Annotated in this window: 24 protein-coding genes; 17 read left to right on the plus strand and 7 right to left on the minus strand. The window is 68.3% G+C overall.

Annotated elements, in window-relative coordinates:
- Nucleotides 1-218: TetR/AcrR family transcriptional regulator (locus VKG81_RS08505; protein WP_324395437.1), on the minus strand; the 218-nt coding region annotated here is incomplete at its 3' end.
- A gap of 173 nt (nt 219-391) precedes the next feature.
- On the opposite strand from VKG81_RS08505, the gene pdxS reads away from it, so the two are divergent.
- The 9 genes from pdxS to VKG81_RS08550 all read left to right on the plus strand — a co-directional run bounded on the left by pdxS (nt 392) and on the right by VKG81_RS08550 (nt 7,076).
- Nucleotides 392-1,303, plus strand: coding sequence for a pyridoxal 5'-phosphate synthase lyase subunit PdxS (gene pdxS, locus VKG81_RS08510; protein ID WP_324395439.1), 912 nt, complete (start codon nt 392-394; stop codon nt 1,301-1,303).
- Between the two features lie 9 nt (nt 1,304-1,312).
- Nucleotides 1,313-2,161, plus strand: a complete 849-nt coding sequence (gene tesB / locus VKG81_RS08515) for an acyl-CoA thioesterase II (RefSeq protein ID WP_324395441.1) — start codon at nt 1,313-1,315, stop codon at nt 2,159-2,161.
- Nucleotides 2,158-2,766, plus strand: coding sequence for a pyridoxal 5'-phosphate synthase glutaminase subunit PdxT (gene pdxT / locus VKG81_RS08520; protein WP_324395444.1), 609 nt, complete (start codon nt 2,158-2,160; stop codon nt 2,764-2,766). Before tesB ends, pdxT begins: the two co-directional genes overlap by 4 nt.
- 47 nt (nt 2,767-2,813) lie before the next feature.
- On the plus strand, nt 2,814-3,569 hold the full coding sequence (locus VKG81_RS08525; RefSeq protein WP_324395445.1) for a YebC/PmpR family DNA-binding transcriptional regulator: 756 nt from the start codon (nt 2,814-2,816) through the stop codon (nt 3,567-3,569).
- A gap of 123 nt (nt 3,570-3,692) precedes the next feature.
- Nucleotides 3,693-4,271 (plus strand): crossover junction endodeoxyribonuclease RuvC, encoded by a 579-nt coding sequence (gene ruvC, locus VKG81_RS08530; protein WP_324395447.1) that lies wholly within the window; start codon nt 3,693-3,695, stop codon nt 4,269-4,271.
- Nucleotides 4,268-4,861 carry a Holliday junction branch migration protein RuvA gene (gene ruvA / locus VKG81_RS08535; protein ID WP_324395449.1) on the plus strand — a complete coding sequence of 198 codons (594 nt, stop codon included), beginning with the start codon at nt 4,268-4,270 and terminating at the stop codon, nt 4,859-4,861. The genes ruvC and ruvA overlap by 4 nt, the downstream gene beginning before the upstream one ends.
- The gene (gene ruvB, locus VKG81_RS08540) at nt 4,858-5,916 is read left to right on the plus strand and encodes a Holliday junction branch migration DNA helicase RuvB (RefSeq protein ID WP_324395451.1); all 1,059 of its coding nucleotides are present in this window, start codon (nt 4,858-4,860) and stop codon (nt 5,914-5,916) included. Before ruvA ends, ruvB begins: the two co-directional genes overlap by 4 nt.
- A 23-nt stretch (nt 5,917-5,939) precedes the next feature.
- Entirely contained in the window at nt 5,940-6,326 is a 387-nt protein-coding gene (locus VKG81_RS08545) for a DUF1304 domain-containing protein (RefSeq protein ID WP_324395511.1), read from the plus strand.
- A 60-nt stretch (nt 6,327-6,386) separates the two neighbouring features.
- Nucleotides 6,387-7,076 (plus strand): hypothetical protein, encoded by a 690-nt coding sequence (locus tag VKG81_RS08550; RefSeq protein ID WP_324395453.1) that lies wholly within the window; start codon nt 6,387-6,389, stop codon nt 7,074-7,076.
- A gap of 22 nt (nt 7,077-7,098) precedes the next feature.
- Here VKG81_RS08550 and gabT read toward each other — a convergent pair whose 3' ends face one another.
- From gabT to VKG81_RS08565, 3 genes are read right to left on the minus strand one after another with little or no spacing between them, the layout of a single operon-like run.
- A complete protein-coding gene (gabT, locus tag VKG81_RS08555) occupies nt 7,099-8,439 on the minus strand; it encodes a 4-aminobutyrate--2-oxoglutarate transaminase (RefSeq protein WP_324395455.1) in 1,341 nt (446 codons plus the stop codon).
- A gap of 28 nt (nt 8,440-8,467) precedes the next feature.
- Nucleotides 8,468-9,151: a nitroreductase family protein gene (locus tag VKG81_RS08560; protein WP_324395457.1), complete on the minus strand. Its 684-nt coding sequence runs from the start codon at nt 9,149-9,151 to the stop codon at nt 8,468-8,470.
- Nucleotides 9,152-9,187: 36 nt separating this feature from the next.
- Complete coding sequence (locus VKG81_RS08565; RefSeq protein ID WP_324395459.1) at nt 9,188-9,661, minus strand: helix-turn-helix domain-containing protein; 474 nt, start codon at nt 9,659-9,661, stop codon at nt 9,188-9,190.
- A gap of 57 nt (nt 9,662-9,718) precedes the next feature.
- Between VKG81_RS08565 and VKG81_RS08570 the strand changes: the two genes are divergently transcribed.
- From VKG81_RS08570 to VKG81_RS08580, 3 genes are read left to right on the plus strand one after another with little or no spacing between them, the layout of a single operon-like run.
- Nucleotides 9,719-10,867: an acyl-CoA dehydrogenase family protein gene (locus tag VKG81_RS08570; RefSeq protein WP_324395461.1), complete on the plus strand. Its 1,149-nt coding sequence runs from the start codon at nt 9,719-9,721 to the stop codon at nt 10,865-10,867.
- Nucleotides 10,864-11,841: an LLM class F420-dependent oxidoreductase gene (locus tag VKG81_RS08575; protein WP_324395463.1), complete on the plus strand. Its 978-nt coding sequence runs from the start codon at nt 10,864-10,866 to the stop codon at nt 11,839-11,841. Before VKG81_RS08570 ends, VKG81_RS08575 begins: the two co-directional genes overlap by 4 nt.
- 14 nt (nt 11,842-11,855) lie before the next feature.
- Nucleotides 11,856-12,872, plus strand: coding sequence for an NADP-dependent oxidoreductase (locus VKG81_RS08580; protein WP_324395465.1), 1,017 nt, complete (start codon nt 11,856-11,858; stop codon nt 12,870-12,872).
- Nucleotides 12,873-12,923: 51 nt separating this feature from the next.
- Here VKG81_RS08580 and VKG81_RS08585 read toward each other — a convergent pair whose 3' ends face one another.
- The 3 genes from VKG81_RS08585 to VKG81_RS08595 all read right to left on the minus strand — a co-directional run bounded on the left by VKG81_RS08585 (nt 12,924) and on the right by VKG81_RS08595 (nt 14,114).
- A complete protein-coding gene (locus VKG81_RS08585) occupies nt 12,924-13,247 on the minus strand; it encodes a hypothetical protein (protein ID WP_324395467.1) in 324 nt (107 codons plus the stop codon).
- 73 nt (nt 13,248-13,320) lie between these two features.
- Nucleotides 13,321-13,788, minus strand: a complete 468-nt coding sequence (locus tag VKG81_RS08590; protein WP_324395469.1) for an SRPBCC family protein — start codon at nt 13,786-13,788, stop codon at nt 13,321-13,323.
- Nucleotides 13,785-14,114 carry a metalloregulator ArsR/SmtB family transcription factor gene (locus VKG81_RS08595; RefSeq protein WP_324395471.1) on the minus strand — a complete coding sequence of 110 codons (330 nt, stop codon included), beginning with the start codon at nt 14,112-14,114 and terminating at the stop codon, nt 13,785-13,787. Before VKG81_RS08595 ends, VKG81_RS08590 begins: the two co-directional genes overlap by 4 nt.
- A 192-nt stretch (nt 14,115-14,306) precedes the next feature.
- On the opposite strand from VKG81_RS08595, the gene yajC reads away from it, so the two are divergent.
- The 5 genes from yajC (at nt 14,307) to VKG81_RS08620 (ending at nt 19,985) form a co-directional block, all read left to right on the plus strand.
- The gene (yajC, locus tag VKG81_RS08600; RefSeq protein WP_324395473.1) at nt 14,307-14,651 is read left to right on the plus strand and encodes a preprotein translocase subunit YajC; all 345 of its coding nucleotides are present in this window, start codon (nt 14,307-14,309) and stop codon (nt 14,649-14,651) included.
- A gap of 66 nt (nt 14,652-14,717) precedes the next feature.
- Entirely contained in the window at nt 14,718-16,526 is a 1,809-nt protein-coding gene (gene secD, locus VKG81_RS08605) for a protein translocase subunit SecD (protein WP_324395475.1), read from the plus strand.
- A 3-nt stretch (nt 16,527-16,529) separates the two neighbouring features.
- Nucleotides 16,530-17,807: a protein translocase subunit SecF gene (gene secF / locus VKG81_RS08610; RefSeq protein ID WP_324395477.1), complete on the plus strand. Its 1,278-nt coding sequence runs from the start codon at nt 16,530-16,532 to the stop codon at nt 17,805-17,807.
- 4 nt (nt 17,808-17,811) lie between these two features.
- The gene (locus VKG81_RS08615) at nt 17,812-19,461 is read left to right on the plus strand and encodes an ABC transporter substrate-binding protein (RefSeq protein WP_324395479.1); all 1,650 of its coding nucleotides are present in this window, start codon (nt 17,812-17,814) and stop codon (nt 19,459-19,461) included.
- The gene (locus tag VKG81_RS08620) at nt 19,461-19,985 is read left to right on the plus strand and encodes an adenine phosphoribosyltransferase (protein ID WP_324395513.1); all 525 of its coding nucleotides are present in this window, start codon (nt 19,461-19,463) and stop codon (nt 19,983-19,985) included. The genes VKG81_RS08615 and VKG81_RS08620 overlap by 1 nt, the downstream gene beginning before the upstream one ends.
- The last annotated feature ends 5 nt before the right edge of the window (nt 19,986-19,990 follow it).

The following is a 19,990-nucleotide window of genomic DNA, read 5'->3' on the forward strand; positions in this document are numbered from 1 at the left end:
CCTCGCTGCCCCGTCGTGATCTTCGCGGCGACATAGTCGCCCGCGTAATCGACGGCCTCACATAACAGTTGCGTGCGGCCGCCAGGGAAATAGTGATACGCCGATCCCCGAGGTGCGCCGCTGTGCTCGAGCACGTCGGCGATCGCGGTCGGGTGCGCACCGCGTTCCCGGATCAGCAGTGCGGCCGATATCACCATGCGCTCACGCGGACTTGCCATCCGTCAGCGTCCCTTCGCGCGGATCTCAACGTGTTATGTATGTTGACATACATAAGCCCTGCTGTCCACCGGGTGTGATGCTGTTCGCGCACGCGATCATCGCGTGAGAAATCGGTTGGCGCCCACCCACTAGACTGGGTCGGTACCAGGCATTACCGACAAGAGGGGCAACAGTGGACACCGCGGCTCACCCGAACGGGTCGGGGCAGACCGGAACCGCGCGGGTCAAGCGCGGAATGGCCGAAATGCTCAAGGGCGGCGTGATCATGGACGTCGTCACTCCGGAGCAGGCCCGCATCGCCGAGGGCGCGGGTGCCGTGGCGGTGATGGCGCTCGAGCGGGTGCCCGCCGACATCCGGGCCCAGGGCGGCGTCTCGCGGATGAGCGATCCCGACATGATCGAGGCGATCATGTCCGCGGTCACGATCCCGGTGATGGCCAAGGCGCGGATCGGGCACTTCGTCGAAGCCCAGATCCTGCAGAGCCTCGGCGTGGACTACATCGACGAGTCCGAGGTGCTGACCCCGGCGGATTACACCCACCACATCGACAAGTGGAAGTTCACGGTGCCATTCGTGTGCGGCGCCACCAACCTCGGTGAGGCGCTGCGCCGCATTACCGAAGGGGCGGCGATGATCCGCTCGAAAGGCGAAGCAGGCACCGGCGACGTGTCCAACGCCACCACCCACATGCGCGCCATCGGCGGCGAGATCCGGCGCCTGACGTCGCTGTCCGACGACGAACTCTACGTCGCCGCCAAGGAACTGCAGGCGCCCCATGAGCTCGTCGTCGAGGTGGCGCGGGCGGGCAAGCTTCCGGTGACGCTGTTCACCGCCGGCGGCATCGCCACCCCGGCAGACGCCGCGATGATGATGCAGCTCGGCGCCGAGGGCGTGTTCGTCGGCTCCGGCATTTTCAAGTCCGGCGACCCGGCCCAGCGCGCGGCGGCGATCGTCAAGGCCACCACCTTCTACGACGACCCCGACGTGTTGGCGCGGGTGTCACGCGGCCTGGGCGAGCCCATGGTGGGGATAAACGTGGAGGAGATCGCGGCCCCGCATCGGCTGGCCGAACGGGGCTGGTAAACATCCCGCATGGCAATCGAAGAGATTCTTGATCTCGAACAGCTCGAGATCAACATCTTTCGTGGCAGCGTCGCCAGCACCGGCTCAGGCATCCGGAACCGCACGTTCGGCGGCCACGTCGCCGGCCAATCGCTGGTGTCGGCGGCACGCACGGTTGACGAGCGCTATCACGTGCACTCGCTGCACGGCTATTTCCTGCGGCCCGGAGACCCTCAGATGCGCACGGTCTTCCTCGTCGAGCGAGTACGCGACGGCGGCTCGTTCTCCACGCGGCGTGTCAATGCGATCCAGCACGGCGAAACGATCTTCTCCATGTCGGCGTCCTTCCAGACCGAGCAGCACGGCATCGAGCACCAGGACGACATGCCGCCGGCGCCGGGGCCGGAGGAGATTCCCGAAGTTCGGTCCACGCACTATCTCGAAAGCGACGTATTTCGCCAATTCGCGGAATGGGATGTGCGGATCGTGCCGCGCGAAATGCTGGAGCCGATCCCGGGCAAGGCTTCCCAGCAGCAGGTGTGGTTCCGCCACCGCGATCCGTTGCCCGACGACCCGGTGCTGCACATCTGCGCACTGGCATATATGAGCGACCTCACGCTGCTGGGCTCGGCGCAGGTCATTCACAAGGGCGAGCGTGAGCATCTGCAGGTGGCGTCGCTTGATCACGCGCTGTGGTTTCTGCGCCCGTTCCGCGCCGACGAGTGGCTGCTCTACGACCAGTCCTCGCCGTCGGCAAGCGGCGGACGCGCGTTGACGCAAGGCAAGATCTTCGACCGCGGCGGCCGCATGGTCGCAGCCGTCGTGCAGGAAGGTCTGACGCGGTTCCCGCGCGACCACAAACCGCCGGCTCCGGGGTGAGCACGCCGCGAATCGGTGTGCTGGCCCTGCAGGGGGACACCCGCGAGCACCTGGCGGCGCTGCGGGAGGCCGGCGCCGATGCGACCACGGTGCGCCGCCGCAAGGAGCTCGACGCCGTCGACGCGCTTGTGATCCCCGGGGGCGAGTCGACGACGATGAGCCACCTTCTGCGCGAGTTCGAGTTGCTCGACCCGCTGCGCCAGCGGGTGTCCGACCGGATGCCGGTATACGGGTCGTGCGCAGGGATGATTCTGCTGGCCACCGAAATCGTCGACGCCGGCGCCGACGGACGCCAGGCCGTCCCGTTGCGCGGCATCGATATGACAGTGCGGCGCAACGCGTTCGGGCGCCAGGTCGACTCGTTCGAAGGCGACATACCGTTCGATGGGCTGGACTCGCCGGTGCACGCCGTGTTCATCAGGGCGCCGTGGGTCGAACGGGTGGGGGAGGGCGTGCACGTGCTCGCCAGGGCGGCCGATCATGTTGTGGCCGTGCGTCAAGGCCCGATGCTGGCCACGGCGTTTCACCCGGAGATCACGGGCGATCGCCGCGTGCACAGGTTGTTCGTCGACATCGTCACCGGCCGCGCCGAATCGCCCACGTAGACTCGTCGGGTTACCCGAGTTGTGGGAGAAAGACGAGGTAGTACCGGATGAGCGGCCATTCCAAGTGGGCCACCACCAAGCACAAGAAGGCCGTCGTCGACGCACGCCGCGGCAAGATGTTCGCCCGGTTGATCAAGAACATCGAAGTTGCCGCGCGCGTCGGTGGCGGCGACCCGGGGGGCAACCCCACCCTCTACGACGCGATCCAGAAGGCCAAGAAGAGCTCGGTTCCCAACGAGAACATCGAGCGGGCCCGCAAGCGCGGCGCGGGGGAGGAAGCCGGCGGCGCCGACTGGCAGACGATCACCTACGAGGGCTACGGCCCCAGCGGCGTCGCGGTGCTGGTCGAGTGCCTGACCGACAACCGCAACCGCGCCGCCGGCGAGGTGCGAGTGGCGATGACCCGAAACGGGGGCAGCATGGCCGACCCCGGCTCGGTGGCATACCTGTTCAGCCGCAAGGGCGTCGTCACGCTGGAGAAGAACGGCTTGTCCGAGGACGACGTGCTGGCCGCCGTGCTGGACGCCGGCGCCGAAGACGTCAACGATCTCGGCGACGCCTTCGAGGTGATCTCGGAGCCGTCCGACCTGGTCGCCGTGCGCTCGGCGCTGCAGGACGCCGGCATCGACTACGACTCCGCGGAGGCCGGCTTCCAACCGTCAGTCATGGTGCCGGTGGACGCGGACGCAGCGCGCAAGGTGCTCAAGCTCGTCGATGCGCTGGAGGAAAGTGACGACGTCCAGGACGTCTACACCAACGCCGACCTCCCCGATGAAGTGCTGGCTGAGCTCGACGCGGGCTAGCCGCGGGCGGCCAGCCGATCCCGAGCCGACGTTCCGCGGAGTCGGGCTGCTGCCGCGTGTCGTGCCGGACGAGGTCGCGCGCGGCCGCTAGGCTCTCGAACAACTGTTCGTGAAAGGTGTCGCGTGCGTGTCATGGGTGTCGACCCGGGACTGACCCGCTGCGGGTTATCGGTCGTCGAAGGCGGTCGTGGCCGGCGGGTCACCGCTCTCGACGTCGACGTGGTACGCACACAGGCGGATCTACCGCTGCATCGGCGACTCCTGGCGATCAGCGACGCCGTCGAATACTGGATGGACACGCACAGGCCCGATGTCATCGCGATCGAGAGGGTGTTCTCCCAGCAGAACGTGTCAACGGTCATGGGCACCGCCCAGGCCGGCGGCGTGATCGCCGTGGCCGCCGCCCGCCGCGACATCGACGTGCAGTTCCACACGCCGAGTGAGGTGAAGGCGGCGGTCACCGGTAGCGGCGGCGCGGACAAAGCACAGGTCACCGCGATGGTCACCAAAATCCTTGCACTGCAAGCCAAACCCACACCCGCAGACGCGGCCGACGCGCTTGCCCTGGCGATCTGCCACTGCTGGCGCGCGCCGATGCTGGCCCGGATGGCAGAGGCCGAGGCCGTGGCCGGCGCGCAGCGCAAGAAGTTCAAGGCGAAGTTGAAGGCGGCGCCCGACCGGATGTCACGGAGCGCCACGTGATTGCCTCGATCCGCGGGGACGTCCTCGATGTGGCACTCGACCACGTCGTCATCGAGGCGTCCGGCGTCGGCTACCGGATCAACGCGACGCCGTCGACGCTAGCCACGCTGCGTCGCGGCACGGAAGCCAGGCTCGTCACCGCGATGATCGTGCGCGAGGACTCGATGACGCTGTACGGGTTCGTCGACGCCGATTCGCGTGACCTTTTCCAAACGCTGCTGTCAGTCTCCGGGGTCGGGCCGCGGCTCGCCATGGCGACGCTGGCCGTGCACGAGGCGTCCGCCCTCCGCCAGGCGCTGGCCGGCGGCGACGTCACCGCGCTCACCCGCGTGCCCGGCATCGGTAAGCGCAGCGCCGAACGCATGGTGCTGGAACTGCGCGACAAGGTGGGCCCCGTTGCCGCCACGGCAAGTGCGCCTGCCGTCAACGGTCATTCGGTGCGCGGTCCTGTCGTGGAAGCCCTGGTGGGGCTCGGATTTGCCGTCAAGCAGGCCGAGGAGGCCACCGACAGAGTGCTGGCGAGCGATGACGCAGCGACGACGAGCACCGCCCTGCGCGCGGCGCTGTCGCTGCTTGGGAAGCCAAAATGAGCAGGTTCGAAGCGGACGAGCCCGACGAACGTGAGGTGTCGGCGGCGTTGACGGTCGGCGAGGGCGACATCGACGCCAGCCTGCGGCCCCGCTCGCTTCAGGAGTTCATCGGGCAGCCCCGGGTCCGCGAGCAGCTGCAGTTGGTGATCCAGGGCGCCAAGAACCGCGGGAGCACACCCGACCACATATTGCTGTCGGGCCCCCCGGGCCTGGGCAAGACGTCGCTGGCGATGATCATCGCGGCCGAACTCGGGAGCTCGCTGCGGGTGACGTCGGGACCCGCGCTGGAACGGGCCGGCGACCTGGCCGCGATGCTCTCCAACCTGGTGGAGCATGACGTGCTGTTCATCGACGAGATCCACCGCATCGCGCGGCCCGCCGAAGAGATGCTCTACCTGGCGATGGAGGACTTCCGCGTCGACGTCGTCGTCGGGAAAGGGCCTGGCGCCACATCGATTCCGCTCGAAGTCGCGCCGTTCACCCTCGTCGGCGCGACCACACGCTCCGGCGCGCTGACCGGTCCGCTGCGCGACCGGTTCGGCTTCACCGCCCACATGGACTTCTATGAGCCGGCCGAACTGGAGCGGGTGCTGGCCCGCTCGGCGGGCATCCTCGGCATCGAGCTCGGGGGCGAAGCCGGTGCCGAAATCGCCCGGCGCTCCCGCGGTACACCCCGCATCGCCAACCGGCTGCTGCGACGAGTGCGCGACTACGCCGAGGTACGCGCCGACGGGGTGATCACTCGCGACGTCGCCAAGGCCGCCCTGGAGGTCTACGACGTCGACGAGCTCGGCCTCGACCGGCTGGACCGTGCGGTGCTGACCGCGTTGACCCGCAGCTTCGGCGGCGGCCCGGTCGGGGTGTCAACGCTCGCCGTCGCCGTCGGGGAGGAGGCAACGACGGTCGAGGAGGTGTGCGAGCCGTTCCTGGTTCGCGCCGGGATGATCGCGCGCACACCACGGGGTCGGGTTGCGACCGCGCTGGCGTGGACCCACCTGGGTCTTGCGCCACCGAGCGGGGTCACCGGACTGGGGCAGCCGGGGCTTTTCGACTAGATGAGGGAGGCGGTTTGACACCGATGGTCGTCGCGGGATTGATCTTCGCCGGCCTCGCTGCCGGCGTACACGTTTACATCTTCGTACTCGAGTCGCTGCTGTGGACCGCGCCGCGAACACGCGCCATTTTCGGCACCAGCCAGGAGGAGGCGGCCACCACCAAATTGCTCGCCCTCAACCAAGGCTTCTACAACCTCTTCCTGGCGATCATCACCGCTGTCGGGATCGTGGCCGTCGCGCTCGGTTTCACGGCGGTCGGCGCCGCGCTGGTCTACGCCGGTACCGGCTCGATGGCGCTGGCGGCGGCGGTGCTCATGGTGTCGTCACCTGACAAGGCACGTGCGGCGATCACCCAGGGCGCATGTCCCGTGCTCGCGATTGTCCTGCTCACGGTCGGTCTCGTGCGCTAGGCGGGAGGTTTACGTCGCCGCAGATCATGGGTAATCGGCCCCGGTCGGTAAGGAGGCGTCATGAACGACTTGGACACCGGAGGACCCGCGCGCGGCAGGCTGGACATGCCCCGCAGCCGTGGCGCGGCGAGCGGATTTCTGCTGATTCTGCTCGGCGTGTGGGGTGGGCTCATCCCGTTCGTCGGGCCGTACTTCCACTTCGCTTACACGCCCGATCAGGAATGGACGTGGACCACCGCGCGCGGCTGGCTGGAGGTGTTGCCCGGGGCGGCCACGATGGCCGGAGGGTTGCTGCTGCTGGGGTCGCGCAACCGTGCGACCGCGATGTTGGGTGGCTGGCTGTCGGTGCTCGCCGGTGCGTGGTTCGTCGTCGGTCGCGCGTTCGCCGGATCGCTGGGTATAGGCGACGCCGGCTCGCCGGTCGCGTCTGTCGACTGGAAGCGGGCGGTGCTGGAGATCGCGTACTTCTCCGGCCTCGGTGTGGTGATCGTGTTCCTCGGCGCGCTCGCCCTGGGCCGGCTGTCGGTTCGCAGCCTGCGGGACATCCGGTACGCGCAGCTCCGGGTCGCCGCTGTGGCAGTGCCGCCGGAGCGGGCGGGCGAGCCCGCGCCCGCGCCGACCGAGGCAACGGCGCCGGGCGAGCCGGTCGCCGATGCGACGCCGCCAGACGAGGCGCCCGAAGCGGAGCCGCGGCACCGTTGGGGCGGCCTGTTCGGCCGTCGCCGCCACACAACGACCGCTGCCCCATAGGCAACAACGGCCAACCCCTTCTTCAGAGGTCCGCGAGGATCAAGGCGAGAACGTCGAGGCCTTCGAGGAGTAGCTCGTCGCTGATCGGCAGCGGCGGCAGGAAACGCAGCACGTTGTTGTAGGTGCCGCAGGTGAGCACGATGACGCCGGCGGCATGCGCGCGGGCGGCCAGCGCGCGGGTCAGATCGGGGTCGGGGTCGCCCGTGCCGGAGCGGACCAGCTCGACGGCGATCATCGCACCGCGACCGCGCACGTCGCCGATCCGGTCGTCCTCGGCCTGCATCCGGCCCAGCCGGTCTTTCATCAGGTGCTCGATTTCGGCTGCGCGCGCCAGCAGTCCCTCGGCCTCGATCGTCTCGATGGTGGCCAGTGCCGCGGCGCAGGCGACCGGGTTGCCACCGAAGGTGCCGCCGAGGCCGCTGGCGTGTGGGGCGTCCATCATCTCTGCCCCGCCGGTCACCGCCGACAGCGGCAGTCCGTCGGCGATGCCCTTCGCGGTGACGATCAGGTCCGGCTCGATGCCCTCGTGCTCGCAGGCGAACCACCGCCCGCTTCGCGCGAAGCCGGTCTGCACCTCGTCGGCGATGAAAACCACGTCGTTCGTGCGGCACCACCCAAGCAACGCGGGAAGGAATCCGTCGGCCGGCACGATGAAGCCGCCCTCACCCTGGATCGGTTCGATCACGATGGCCGCGAGGTTGTCGGCGCCGACGGTCTTGTCGATGATGGAAATTGCTCTGCGGGCGGCCAATTCACCGTCGGTGGCCAGCTCCTTGTTGAGTTGGGCATCGCGGTACGGGTAGGACAACGGCGCGCGATAGACCTCCGGCGCGAACGGGCCGAACCCGCTCTTGTACGGCATCGACTTCGCGGTCATCGCCATTGTCAGGTTGGTGCGGCCGTGATAGGCGTGGTCGAAGGCGACAACGGCGCTCTTGTGGGTATACGTGCGTGCGATCTTGACGGCGTTCTCGACTGCTTCGGCCCCGGAATTGAACAGCGCGGAACGTTTTTCGCCCGCGACCGGGGTGAGCCGGTTGAGCTGCTCGGCGACCGCGACGTACTCCTCGTACGGCGTGATCATGAAGCAGGTGTGGGTGAAGTCGGCGACTTGCGCGCGAACCGCATCGACGACCCTGGGGGCGGCGTTGCCGACCGTGGTGACCGCGATGCCGGAGCCCAGATCGATCAGCCGGTTGCCGTCGACATCCTCGACGATCCCGCCGCCTGCCCGCGCGGCATAAACCGGCATCGTGTTGCCGACCCCGCGGGCCACCGCGGCGGCCTTGCGGTTGATCAGCTCGAGCGAGCGGGGGCCGGGGATCTCGGTGACAAGCAGACGGCTCTGTTCGAGAGTGCTCACGGGTTCTCCCTAACGTCGTAGGACGAGCCTAGTCGGCGCCCCCGTCGAAAGTGGGGCCGTCGATGCGGTCGATCGTGGTGAACTCCCCGACCGGCGCCCGCCGCAGTCGCCGCGGCTGACGAACGGGATGGCCCAACGCGATCACCGCCGCGAGCGCCAGCGGTTCGGCGGCGCCGAGCAGCGCGTTGACGTTCGCCTCATCCCGGATCGCCATCGTGGTGACGACGCCGCCCAGCCCTTCGGCGCGGGCGGCCAACAGGATGCTCCACGCGAACGGATAGATGGACGCGCCCCCGGCGAACGAGTAGCGGGTCGCATCGCGGTCGACCGCCGCCAGCTTCGACAGGTCGGCGTAGACCGCAAGCAGGACAGGGGATTCGTCGAGGTGCTCGGCGAAACCGTCGCCACCGCCGGCGCCGTCGGCTGCTGCCAAGGCGTCCGCCTCGGCCTGCCGGTCGTTGACCGGCGACCATGGCCGCAGGCCGGCTGCCGCCATGGCCAGGTAGTCTCGCCACCCTGCCAGATACAGGTCCCGAAGCCGCCGGCGCACCCACCGGTCCTTGATGACCACGACACGCCACGCCTGCGCGTTGCCGCCGCTGGGCGCAAATCGCGCGGTGTCGAGGATTCGTGCCAGCGCCGCATCGTCGACGGGTTCATCGGTGAATTCACGGATCGCGCCGGTGGTGCGAAGCGCCTCGTCGAGTTCCATCGGGCCATTCTGCACGCCCGTTCGCATCCGATGCGCTCAAGCGGATTCGTGCGACGGACGAAATCCCGGCCCGGGCTCGGGCGTGACATCGCGTACCCCGATCTCGCCGCCGCACCGGCGACACGTCAATTGCGGTTCGGCGATCTGCCCACAGGAATTGTGGCGCAACACGATTGGCGGTCCGTCGGGGTGGGGGAGATGCTCGTCGCCCCACTGCATCAGGGTCACGATCGCGGCAAAGAGGTCACGACCGGCGTCGGTGAGGCGGTACTCGTGGCGCTCCGGGTCGCTGGAATACAAGACTCGCTCGAGCAGGCCGGCGTCGACCAGCGTCCGCAACCGTGCCGACAGTGTCGGGCGCGAAATGTTCAGGTTGCGGGTGAACTGCCCGAAGCGGCGCACCCCGAAGAACGCCTCGCGCAGGATGAGCAGGGTCCAGCGCTCGCCGACCAGATCAAGGGTCCGGGCCACGGACTCGGCCTCGAAGCGGTGCGAGAGATCAGGCGCCATGGTTCAAGGATTGTACTGGTTTAGTAAATGAACCATAAGTGGTAACGTCGTTGAACCATGAACCCGACGGACACGCTCGACCCGGCGGTCACCGACATCGAAAAGGTCGCCGAGCGAATCGCCGAGGCGGCGCGGCGCACTTCCGACCTCATCGACGAACATCGCCGTCTACCAGAAGAAGTCCTTGCGCACCTTCACGGCTCGGGGCTGCTTCGCGCCGGCGCGCCTGTGGAGGTCGGCGCGCTGGAGCTGCCGCCGGGAACCGCGCTCCGCTGCGCCGAGACGCTGGCTCGGGGGGACGCGTCGGTCGGGTGGTGCGTGTCGATCGCGATCACCAGCAGCCTGCTGGTCGGCTACCTCCCGGCCACCAGCCGCGACCAACTGTTCGGCCACGCCCGCGGCGTCGCCGCGGGCGTGTGGGCGCCGCGGGGTGTGGCACGGTCGGTCGACGGTGGCGTCGTGGTTTCGGGTCGGTGGGCGTTCTGCAGCGGGATAACGCACGCCGACATGATGTTCGCAGGCTGCCTGCTGGACGACCGACCCAGACCCGTTGTGGTGGCGCTGCGCAAGGACGACCTCACGGTCCTCGACACCTGGCACACGCTCGGCCTGCGCGGTACCGGTAGTCACGACTGCGTCGCCGACGAGGTCTTCGTTCCGACCGATCGGGTGTTGTCGATTTTCGACGGCCCGGTCGTGGACCGGCCGCTCTACCGCTTCCCGGCGTTCGGATTCTTCGCGCTGTCGATCGGGGCGGCGGCGATGGGCAATGCGCAAGCGGCCATCGACGACCTGATCGACCTGGCGGCGGGCAAGAAGGGGTTGGGATCGACCCGGACGCTCGCCGAGCGCCCGGCGACCCAGGCGGCAGTTGCGACCGCGCAGTCGGCACTGGACGCCGCCCGGGCGTTGTACTACGACGCGATCGATGCGGCCTGGCGGGCCAGCCAGCGCACCGAACCGGTGCCCGTCGCGCCGCGCAACCGGCTGCGCCTCGCGGCCACCCACGCGGTGCGGACGTCGGCCGACGTGGTGCGCGCGATGTACGAACTCGGCGGCGGCAGTTCGATCTACGACACCTCTTCACTGCAGCGACGATTCCGTGATGCCTTCACCGCCACGGCGCACTTTCAGGTCAACGAGGCGTCCCGCGAACTGCCGGGGCGCATCCTGCTCGGCCAGCCCGCCGACTCCTCGATGCTGTGAACCGGCACATCGAAGCGGCGCTGCCGTTTTGGCTCGACCGGCCCAGCGAGGAAGCGGTTGACGTCGCGTCGGGGGCGAAAGACGCCTCGATGGAGGCGGTCTGGATCGGCGAAATGGCCACGTATGACGCCTTTGCGCTGGCCACGGCCGTCGGAGTTCGTGTGCCCGGCATCCGCCTGAAGATCGGCCCGCTTCCGGTCGGGGTTCGCAGTCCCGTGGCGCTCGCGCTCGGTGCGGCGTCGGTCGCGTCGCTGACCGGAAGCGGGGTCGACCTCGCGCTGGGTGCCTCCAGCCCCGCCATCGTGGCGGGTTGGCACGACCGCGCGTGGGCGCACACCGCGGCGCGCATGCGGGAAACCATCGAGTGTGTCCGCTCGATCCTCGTTGGGGATCGCGTGGACTTCACCGGCGTGCACGTCCGCAGCCACGGCTTCCGGCTGCGCGCCCCGCGGCCCGAAATCGGGATCGCCGTGGGCGCTTTCGGGCCCGCGATGCTTCGGGTCGCCGCTCGGCACGCCGACGAGGTGGTTTTGAACCTCGTGCCGCCGGAACGGGTTGCCGTTGCCCGTGCGGCCGTCGATGCCGAAGCCGCGGCGGCGGGTCGGCGGCCGCCGCGCCTGACCGTGTGGGTCCCCGCAGCACTCGACCCCGGGGAGCCGGCACTGCGGCAGCTGGCCGCCCAGCTCGCCGTGTACCTGAGTCCGCCCGGCTACGGCGAGATGTTCTGCGAGCTGGGTTTCGGCGATATCGTGCGCCGGGCCCGCGCCGGGGTCCGGCGTCGGGAGCTGGCCGACGCCGTCCCAGTGGAGCTGCTCGACAAGGTCGGCGCCCTGGGCTCCCCCGAGCGGATCGCGGCGCGGTTGAGGGTCTACCACGACGCCGGCGCCGACAGCGTCGCGGTGGTTCCGTCGACCGCCCAAGACCCAGGTGGCGAAGCGACGATGCGCGCTGCCACGGCGGTGTCCTCACACTGAACAGGAGAGCGACCATGACCGAGCTCAATCGTCAATGCCGTCTGGCCGCAAGGCCGACCGGCCTGCCCACGCCCGGCGACTGGGAGCTGGTCGACGGGCCGGTCGAAGGTCCCCGAGACGGCCAGTTTCTGGTGCGCGTCGAATATCTGTCCATCGACCCGGCAATGCGCTCGTGGATGAACGCCGGCCGCTCGTATGTGCCGCCGGTTGAGATCGGCGAGGTCATGCGGGCCGCCGGCATCGGACGGGTGGTCGATTCCCGTCATCGGGATTTCAGTGTCGGCGAGCACGTGTACGGGACCTTCGGGGTGCAGCGCTACGCCGTTTCCGACGGATCGGAGACGACCCACGTGGACACCACGCTGGCGCCCGCCCCGGTTCATCTGAGCGTACTCGGAATCAGCGGTCTCACAGCATATTTCGGGCTGATGGATATCGGGCGACCGGAGGCGGGCCAGACCGTAGTCGTGTCGGGCGCCGCTGGTTCGGTCGGCAGCGTCGCCGGGCAGATCGCGCGGATCAAGGGTTGCCGCGTGGTCGGTATCGCAGGAGGCCGGGAGAAGTGCCGCTGGCTGGTCGACGAGCTCGGGTTCGACGCGGCGATCGACCACGCCGCCGGTGACCTACGTGCACAGCTCAAGGCCCACGCGCCCGACGGCGTCGACGTCTTCTTCGACAACGTCGGTGGCGAGGCATTGGAGGCGGCGCTTGCCCGCCTTGCGCGCGGTGCCCGGGTTGTCCTGTGCGGTGCGGTTTCGCAATACAACGCCACCGAGGCACCGCGCGGACCGGCGAACTACATGCAGCTACTGGTCGCCCGTGCGTCGATGACGGGTTTCGTGATCTTCGACTATGCCAATCGGTACCCGGAAGGTGTTGCACAACTTGCGAAATGGTGGCGCAGCGGCGAGCTGCGCTCGCGGGAGGACATCGTGCGCGGCGACGTCGCCGACTTTCCCGACACACTGCTGAAGCTCTTCCGCGGCGAGAACACCGGCAAGCTCCTGCTGTCGCTGGACGCGCAACAGTGAGGCCGCGACCGGACATTGATCGACGAGCGCCGGCCGCGGCCCTCACCGGATCTACAGCGGGCTGACGGTAACCAGAGGCGCCGCACCCTCGACGGCTGCATCGTCGAAAAACCGCGCATGCAGTGCTTCGATGAGGCGTCGCAGGGTCTCGCGTTCGTGCTCCTCGTCGCGGAGGATCCGGCGCATCCGGCTCGCCTCGGACAATTCGTCGCGATTCTGATACTTGATCACCAGCCGCCGATGGCCGGCGATCTTGTCGACCAGCTCCAGGTAACGCTCGTGCAGCACGGACCGGAAGTACTCGGCCTGGCGGCGATCAGCGCCCCGAGCATCCCTCACATCAGCCCCGGGAACACCAGCAGCAGGCGCGTTCATCGCAGACAAAGTAACTCACGGACACCCGCTTCGCGATCGGAATCCCGATGCCCCCGGATCGGCGACTTGTGTGCTAAGCCCCCGCGAAATCGGCGAAGCGCTGCAGGCCAAGCTGCCAGCCATCGGGCGATCCGACCGCGTCGGCCATTCCCTGTCCGCCGTCGCCCAGTCGCCAGAATTCGCTGTGGACCAGAACCACCCGCGTGTTCTCGCCGTCAGCCATGAACAAGATCGACACCCGTGACGCCTTCTCCGGATCGGTTTCCAGTTGCCATGTGCCGTCGAGCATCCATGCGAACCCGAACCGCGACGGCGGTTCCCAATCGGTGACCAGGCCCCAAACCGACTGGCTGCCGTCCTCACAGCTGTCGTAGACCCGGCCGCCCACGTGGGGTTCAACGGTCATCGCCACGACGGGCGACGCCGCCAGGTGATGGTCAGACGGCCACCACTGCGCCATGTGGTTGGTGAAAAGGTCCCACACGCGCTCCGGCGTGCCCGGCACGGTGATTTCGCGACGGACGTCTGTGCTGATGGTCATGACGGCTCTCCTCGGTCGACGGGTTTTGTGCTTTCGGTGAAATCTGCGAACGACCCCAACGCGTCGCGCCACATGACATCGAGCCACTGGCGGAGCACCTCGAAGCCGTCGGTCGTGACGGTGTAGACGCGTCGGGTGCCGACCGGCTCCGACGCGACGATGCCGGCTTCTTTCAAGATCTTCAGGTGTTGCGAAACGGCGGGCCGGCTTATCGGCAGTTGATCGGCCAGTTCCTGCACCGACGACGGCTTCGCGCGGACCAGGTCGACGATCTGCCGTCGCATCGGATCGGCCAAAGAATCCAGCACCTCTCCGTAAGTTGGCACTTACCGTTCATACCAGCTTACGGATGCGTGGTCAAGGCTCCGGAATGACCCCGATCACCAGCCCGGCGCCCGTCGAGGGGCCGCACTTCGCCGCCCCCTGTGGAGGAAGTGGCACACTGGTCTGTTGCGAGGCCCCCATACAACGACATACCGGGGGCTTTGACCTGCCTGAACCAGAAAGACATCGCTGCTATGGACCTGTTCGTCTTCTTGCCGCTCCTGGTCATCCTCGGAGCGTTCATGTACTTCGCGTCGCGACGCCAAAAGCGCGCGATGCAGGCCACCATCGACCTGCACGAATCGCTACGGGTCGGGGACCGGGTGCACACCACATCCGGGCTGCAGGCCACCATCGCCGGCATCACCGACGACACCGTCGACCTGGAGATCGCACCCGGGGTGGTGACCACCTGGATGAAGCTGGCCATTCGGGACCGGATCGAGCCGGAGACCGACGCCGTCGACGAGCCCGCGACCACCGCGGAACTCGACGACAGCGACGCGACCGGCGAACCGGGCCGCCTGACCCAGGACTGAGCCAAGCCCGCCGGCACGTAGGCTCTGCCGGTGTAGACGAACCGAACTCGAGGAGACCCTAAGAACGTGGCATCGTCTTCGCCGCCGGTGCATCCTGCCCGCTACCTGACCGTTTTCCTGGTGCTGCTCGTCGGCGTGTACCTGTTGATGTTCCTCACCGGGAACAAGCAGGCCAAGCCCAAGCTGGGCATCGACCTGCAGGGCGGGACACGCGTGACGCTGACGGCTCGCACGCCGGACGGCTCGGCGCCGACCCGCGAAGCGTTGGCCCAGGCGCAGCAGATCATCAGCGCGCGCGTCAACGGGCTGGGAGTGTCGGGATCCGAGGTCGTCGTCGACGGCGACAACATCGTGATCACCGTGCCCGGCAGCGATAGCAGCGAAGCGCGCAACCTGGGTCAGACGGCGCGTCTTTACATCCGGCCGGTGATCCACGCGATGCCGGTACAGTCGGCACAGCCTGCGCAGCAGCCGCCAGCGGGCCAGCCGCCGGGTCAGCCCCCTGCGCCGTTGCCGGCCGAGGCACCGCCCGGTTCGCCGCCGGCGCCGCCGGCGCCCGGCGGGCAACCGCCCGGCGAACCGGCTCCCACCGGGGAGTCGGCACCCAGCAGCGAACCTGCGCCGCCTCCCGCGCAGCCGCGTCCGTATCCCCAAGAGCCTGAGCCGACCCCGGATCCGAGCACGCCGCAGCCGGCTCCGCCGGCACCCACACCGCCTGCGGCTGCGCCCGCACCTGCGCCCCCTGCGCCCGCACCGGGCTCCCGCGAGGATCTCGCACAGCGGATCTCGGCCGAGAAGGAACTGCGCCAGAGCACCGACCAGACCATGGAGATCCTCGCGCTGCAGTACGAGAGCACTCGCTGCAATCAGGACGACGTGCTTGCCGGCAACGACGACCCCAACCTGCCTCTGGTCACATGTTCAACCGACCACAAGCAGGTGTATCTGCTGGACAAGTCGATCATCAGTGGTGAGGACATCGACAGCGCAAGTTCGGGTTTCAACCAGCAGACCGCCCAGAATGTGGTAGAGCTCAAGTTCAAGGGCGCTGCCGCGACGACGTGGGCCGACTTCACCGCCGCACACGTCGGCACACAGACCGCTTTCGTCCTCGACTCGCAGGTCGTCAGCGCACCCGAGATCCAGGAGGCCATCCCCGGCGGCCGTACCCAGATCACCGGCAATTTCACCGCCGCGCAGGCCGGCGACCTGGCGAATGTGTTGAAGTACGGCTCGCTGCCACTGTCCTTCGAGTCGTCGCAGGCCGAAACCGTCTCGGCCACCCTGGGTCTGACGTCGCTGCGCGCAGGCCTGATCGCCGGCGCCATCGGTCTGGCTCTGGTGCTGCTGTATTCGCTGTTCTATTACCGCGCGTTAGGCTTCCTGATCGGCCTGTCGCTTGTCGCTTCGGGCGCAATGGTGTTCGCGATCCTGGTGCTATTGGGCCGCTACATCAACTACACCCTCGACCTGGCCGGCATCGCGGGTCTGATCATCGGCATCGGGACCACCGCGGACTCATTCGTGGTGTTCTTCGAACGCATCAAGGACGAGATACGCGAAGGCCGCTCGTTCCGATCGGCGGTGCCGAGAGGATGGGTACGGGCCCGTAAGACGATCCTGTCGGGCAACGCGGTGAGCTTCCTGGCCGCCGCCGTGCTGTACTTCCTGGCCATCGGCGAGGTGAGGGGCTTCGCGTTCACCCTCGGCCTGACCACACTGCTCGACACGGTAATCGTGTTCCTGGTGACCTGGCCGCTGGTGTACTTGGCGTCGAAGTCGACACTGCTGGCCAGACCGGCCTTGAACGGGCTGGGCGCGGTGCAGCAGATCGCGAGGGAACGACGCGCCGCGCATGCGATGGAGCAGGGGTAGCCAATGGCTTCAGGAAAGACATCCGAGACGACGGGAAGGCCTTCCCGCGACATAGTGTCCACCGCCGCGACGCCCCAATCCACGGCGGTGGACGAGGGCGGCGAATCGTCGGCGCTGCCGCGGCACGGATTCTTCACCCGCCTCTACACCGGCACCGGCGCATTCAACGTCATCGGGCGGCGGCGAGTCTGGTTCACCATCAGCGGAATAATCGTCGTAATCGCCATCGCCAGCATCGCGATCCGCGGGTTCACGTTCGGCGTCGACTTCAAGGGCGGCACCACGATGTCGTTCCCGCGCGGGGACGCCACCGTCGAGCAGGTCACCGACGTCTATCACCAGGCCCTGGGTCACGACCCCGAGTCGGTGGTGATGGTCGGCAACGGCAGCTCGGCGACGGTGCAGATCCGGTCGGAGACGCTGTCCAACGACCAGAGCGCCAAGCTGCGCGACGCGTTGTTCAAGACGTTCCAGCCCAAAGGCGCGGACGGGAAACCAAGCGCGCAGGCGATCAGCGACTCGGCGGTGTCGTCGACGTGGGGCGGCCAGATCACCAAGAAGGCCGTGATCGCGCTGGTGGTGTTCCTCGTGCTCGTCGGGCTCTACATCACGGTGCGCTACGAGCGGTACATGGCCATCTCCGCGTTGTGCGCGCTGTGCTTCGACCTGCTCACCACGGCCGGGGTGTATTCGCTGGTCGGGTTCGAAGTGAGCCCGGCCACGGTGATCGGGCTGTTGACCATCCTCGGCTTCTCGCTCTACGACACCGTGATCGTGTTCGACAAGGTCGAGGAGAACACGCGCGGGTTCCAACACACCACCCGGCGCACCTTCGCCGAGCAGGCCAACCTCGCGGTCAACCAGACATTCATGCGGTCGATCAACACCAGCCTGATCTCGGTGATTCCGGTGGTGTCACTGATGATCGTCGCGGTGTGGCTGCTCGGGGTCGGCACGCTGAAGGACCTCGCGCTGGTGATGCTGGTAGGCATTCTCGTCGGCACCTACTCGTCGATCTTCTTCGCCACCCCGTTGCTGGTGACGCTGCGTGAGCGCACCGACCTGGTCCGCACCCACACCCGACGGGTGATGCGGCGGCGCAAACCGGCCGAGGCGACCACGGCCGCGGCCGACGACGACATCGGGCCTGACGAGGACGACGAGCTCGCCGAGCCGGTCGCCGCGCTGGCAGGCAAGCCGGCGCCCGGCGCGCGGCCGGTCCGGCCGTCCACCAGCCGCACTGGACGACCATCGGGCAAGCGGAACACCCGGCGGCGTTAGGCCAATGGGTTTTCGGCGCCCGCCCGCAGTCGTCGTCGCGGCGGCCGTCGCACTGTTCCTCGCCCCGTTCGGATTGACCGCCTGCTCCGGCAACGCCGCCGAGCAGATCAACTACGCCGTCGAGGGGACGGTCAGCACGTACAACGCGAACACCGTTGTGGGCGCGGCGTCGTCGGTGCCGCAGGCGTTCGCCCGGGTGCTGACCGGGTTCGGCTATCACGGGCCGGACGGCCAGATCGTCGGCGATCACGACTTCGGCACCGTCTCGGTGGTCGGGCGCGAACCCCTGCTGCTCGACTATCAAATCGCCGACAACGCGGTCTACTCCGACGGCAAGCCCATCACCTGCGACGACATGGTGCTGGCGTGGGCCGCGCAGTCGGGCCGCCTCCCGGGTTTCGACGCCGCCAGCCGCGCGGGCTACAGCGACATCGCGTCGATCGACTGCCTGCCGGGACAGAAAAAGGCCCGCGTGACGTTCGCCGCGGACCGGCCGTTCGCCGACTACGCGCAGTTGTTCACCGCCACGTCGATGATGCCGTCCCACGTCATCGCCGACGAGCTCGGCGTCGACGTCACCGGCGCACTGCAGAACAACGACGCGCCGACGGTGGCGAAGATCGCCACGCTCTGGAACAGCACGTGGGACCTCAAACCCGGCATCGACGCCAGGCACTTCCCGTCATCGGGGCCCTACAAGCTGGACTCGGTGCAATCCGACGGCTCGGTCGTGCTGGTCGCCAACGATCGCTGGTGGGGGTCCAAACCGATCACCAAGCGAATCGTCGTATGGCCGCGCAGCGCCGACATCGGCGACCGCGTCAACAAGGGTTCGTTCGACGTGGTCGACGTCGCGGCGGGGTCGGCGGGGACGCTGACCCTGCCCGGCGGCTACCAGAGCGCCGATTCCCCGTCGGACGGCATCGAGCAGCTCATCTTCTCGGGACAGGGCCCGCTTGCGGCGCCCCCGGCGCGCCACGCGATGGCCTTGTGCACGCCGCGCGACCAGATCGCCGCCAACGCCGGCGTGTCGATCGCCGATGTGCGGCTCAACCCGGCCAACGACGACGCGTTCGCGGCCGCCGAAAGCGCGGCTGAGGGCGGCCAGTTCTCCAAGTCCAACCCCGACGCCGCCCGCGCCGCGTTCAACGGCGCCCCGCTGACCGTGCGGATCGGGTATCAGTCGCCGAATGCGAGGCTGGCGGCGGCGGTCGGCGCCATCGCCCACGCCTGCGCGCCGGCGGGGATAACCGTTCAGGATGTGTCGTCTGAGGGCACCGGGCCGTTGGCGCTTACCGGCAACCAGATCGACGCGCTGCTGGCCAGCACCGGAGGCGCGACCTGCAGCGGCTCGAGCGGCTCGTCGCCGGTCGACGCCTACGACCTGCACACGGGCAACGGCAACAACCTGTCCGGGTACTCCAACCCGCATGTCGACGACATCATCAACACGCTGGCCGTGACGAACGACCCGAAGCAGATCGGCAAGCTCGTCTCCGACGGAGCCGGGGTGCTGTGGGCCGACATGCCCACGTTGCCGCTGTATCGCCAGCAGCGAACGCTCGTCACATCGAAGAAAATGTATGCCGTGAGCAGCAATCCGACCCGCTGGGGAGCCGGATGGAACATGGACCGATGGGTGCTGAGCCGATGATTCGTGACATCACGGACGTGATCGCGTCGTTGACCCGGGAGGTGCACGACTTCCCGGAGCCGGGTATCCAGTTCAAAGACCTGACGCCGCTGCTCGCCGATCCCGACGGGCTGGCGGCTGTCACCGAGGCGCTGGCCGAGATCTCGTCGGGGGCCGAGCTGGTGGCCGGCATCGACGCCCGGGGTTTCCTGCTCGGTGCCGCGGTCGCGACGCGGCTCGGCACCGGCGTGCTGGCGGTCCGCAAGGGCGGCAAGCTACCGCCACCGGTGCGCACCGAAACCTACAGCCTGGAATACGGCACCGCGACGCTGGAGATCCCGGCCGAAGGCGTCGACCTGGCCGGGCGAAACGTGGTGATCATCGACGATGTCCTCGCCACGGGCGGCACCTTGGCGGCCACCGCACGGTTGCTCGATGACGCCGGCGCGGCCGTGACCCGCGCGGCTGTGGTGCTGGAGCTCGCCGCGCTGCGTGGCCGTGACGCGGTTGCGCCATTGCCGGTCAGCAGCTTGCGCAGCGTGTGAGCGAT

Source organism: Mycobacterium sp., from assembly GCF_035314905.1.
Taxonomy (GTDB): Bacteria; Actinomycetota; Actinomycetes; order Mycobacteriales; family Mycobacteriaceae; genus Mycobacterium.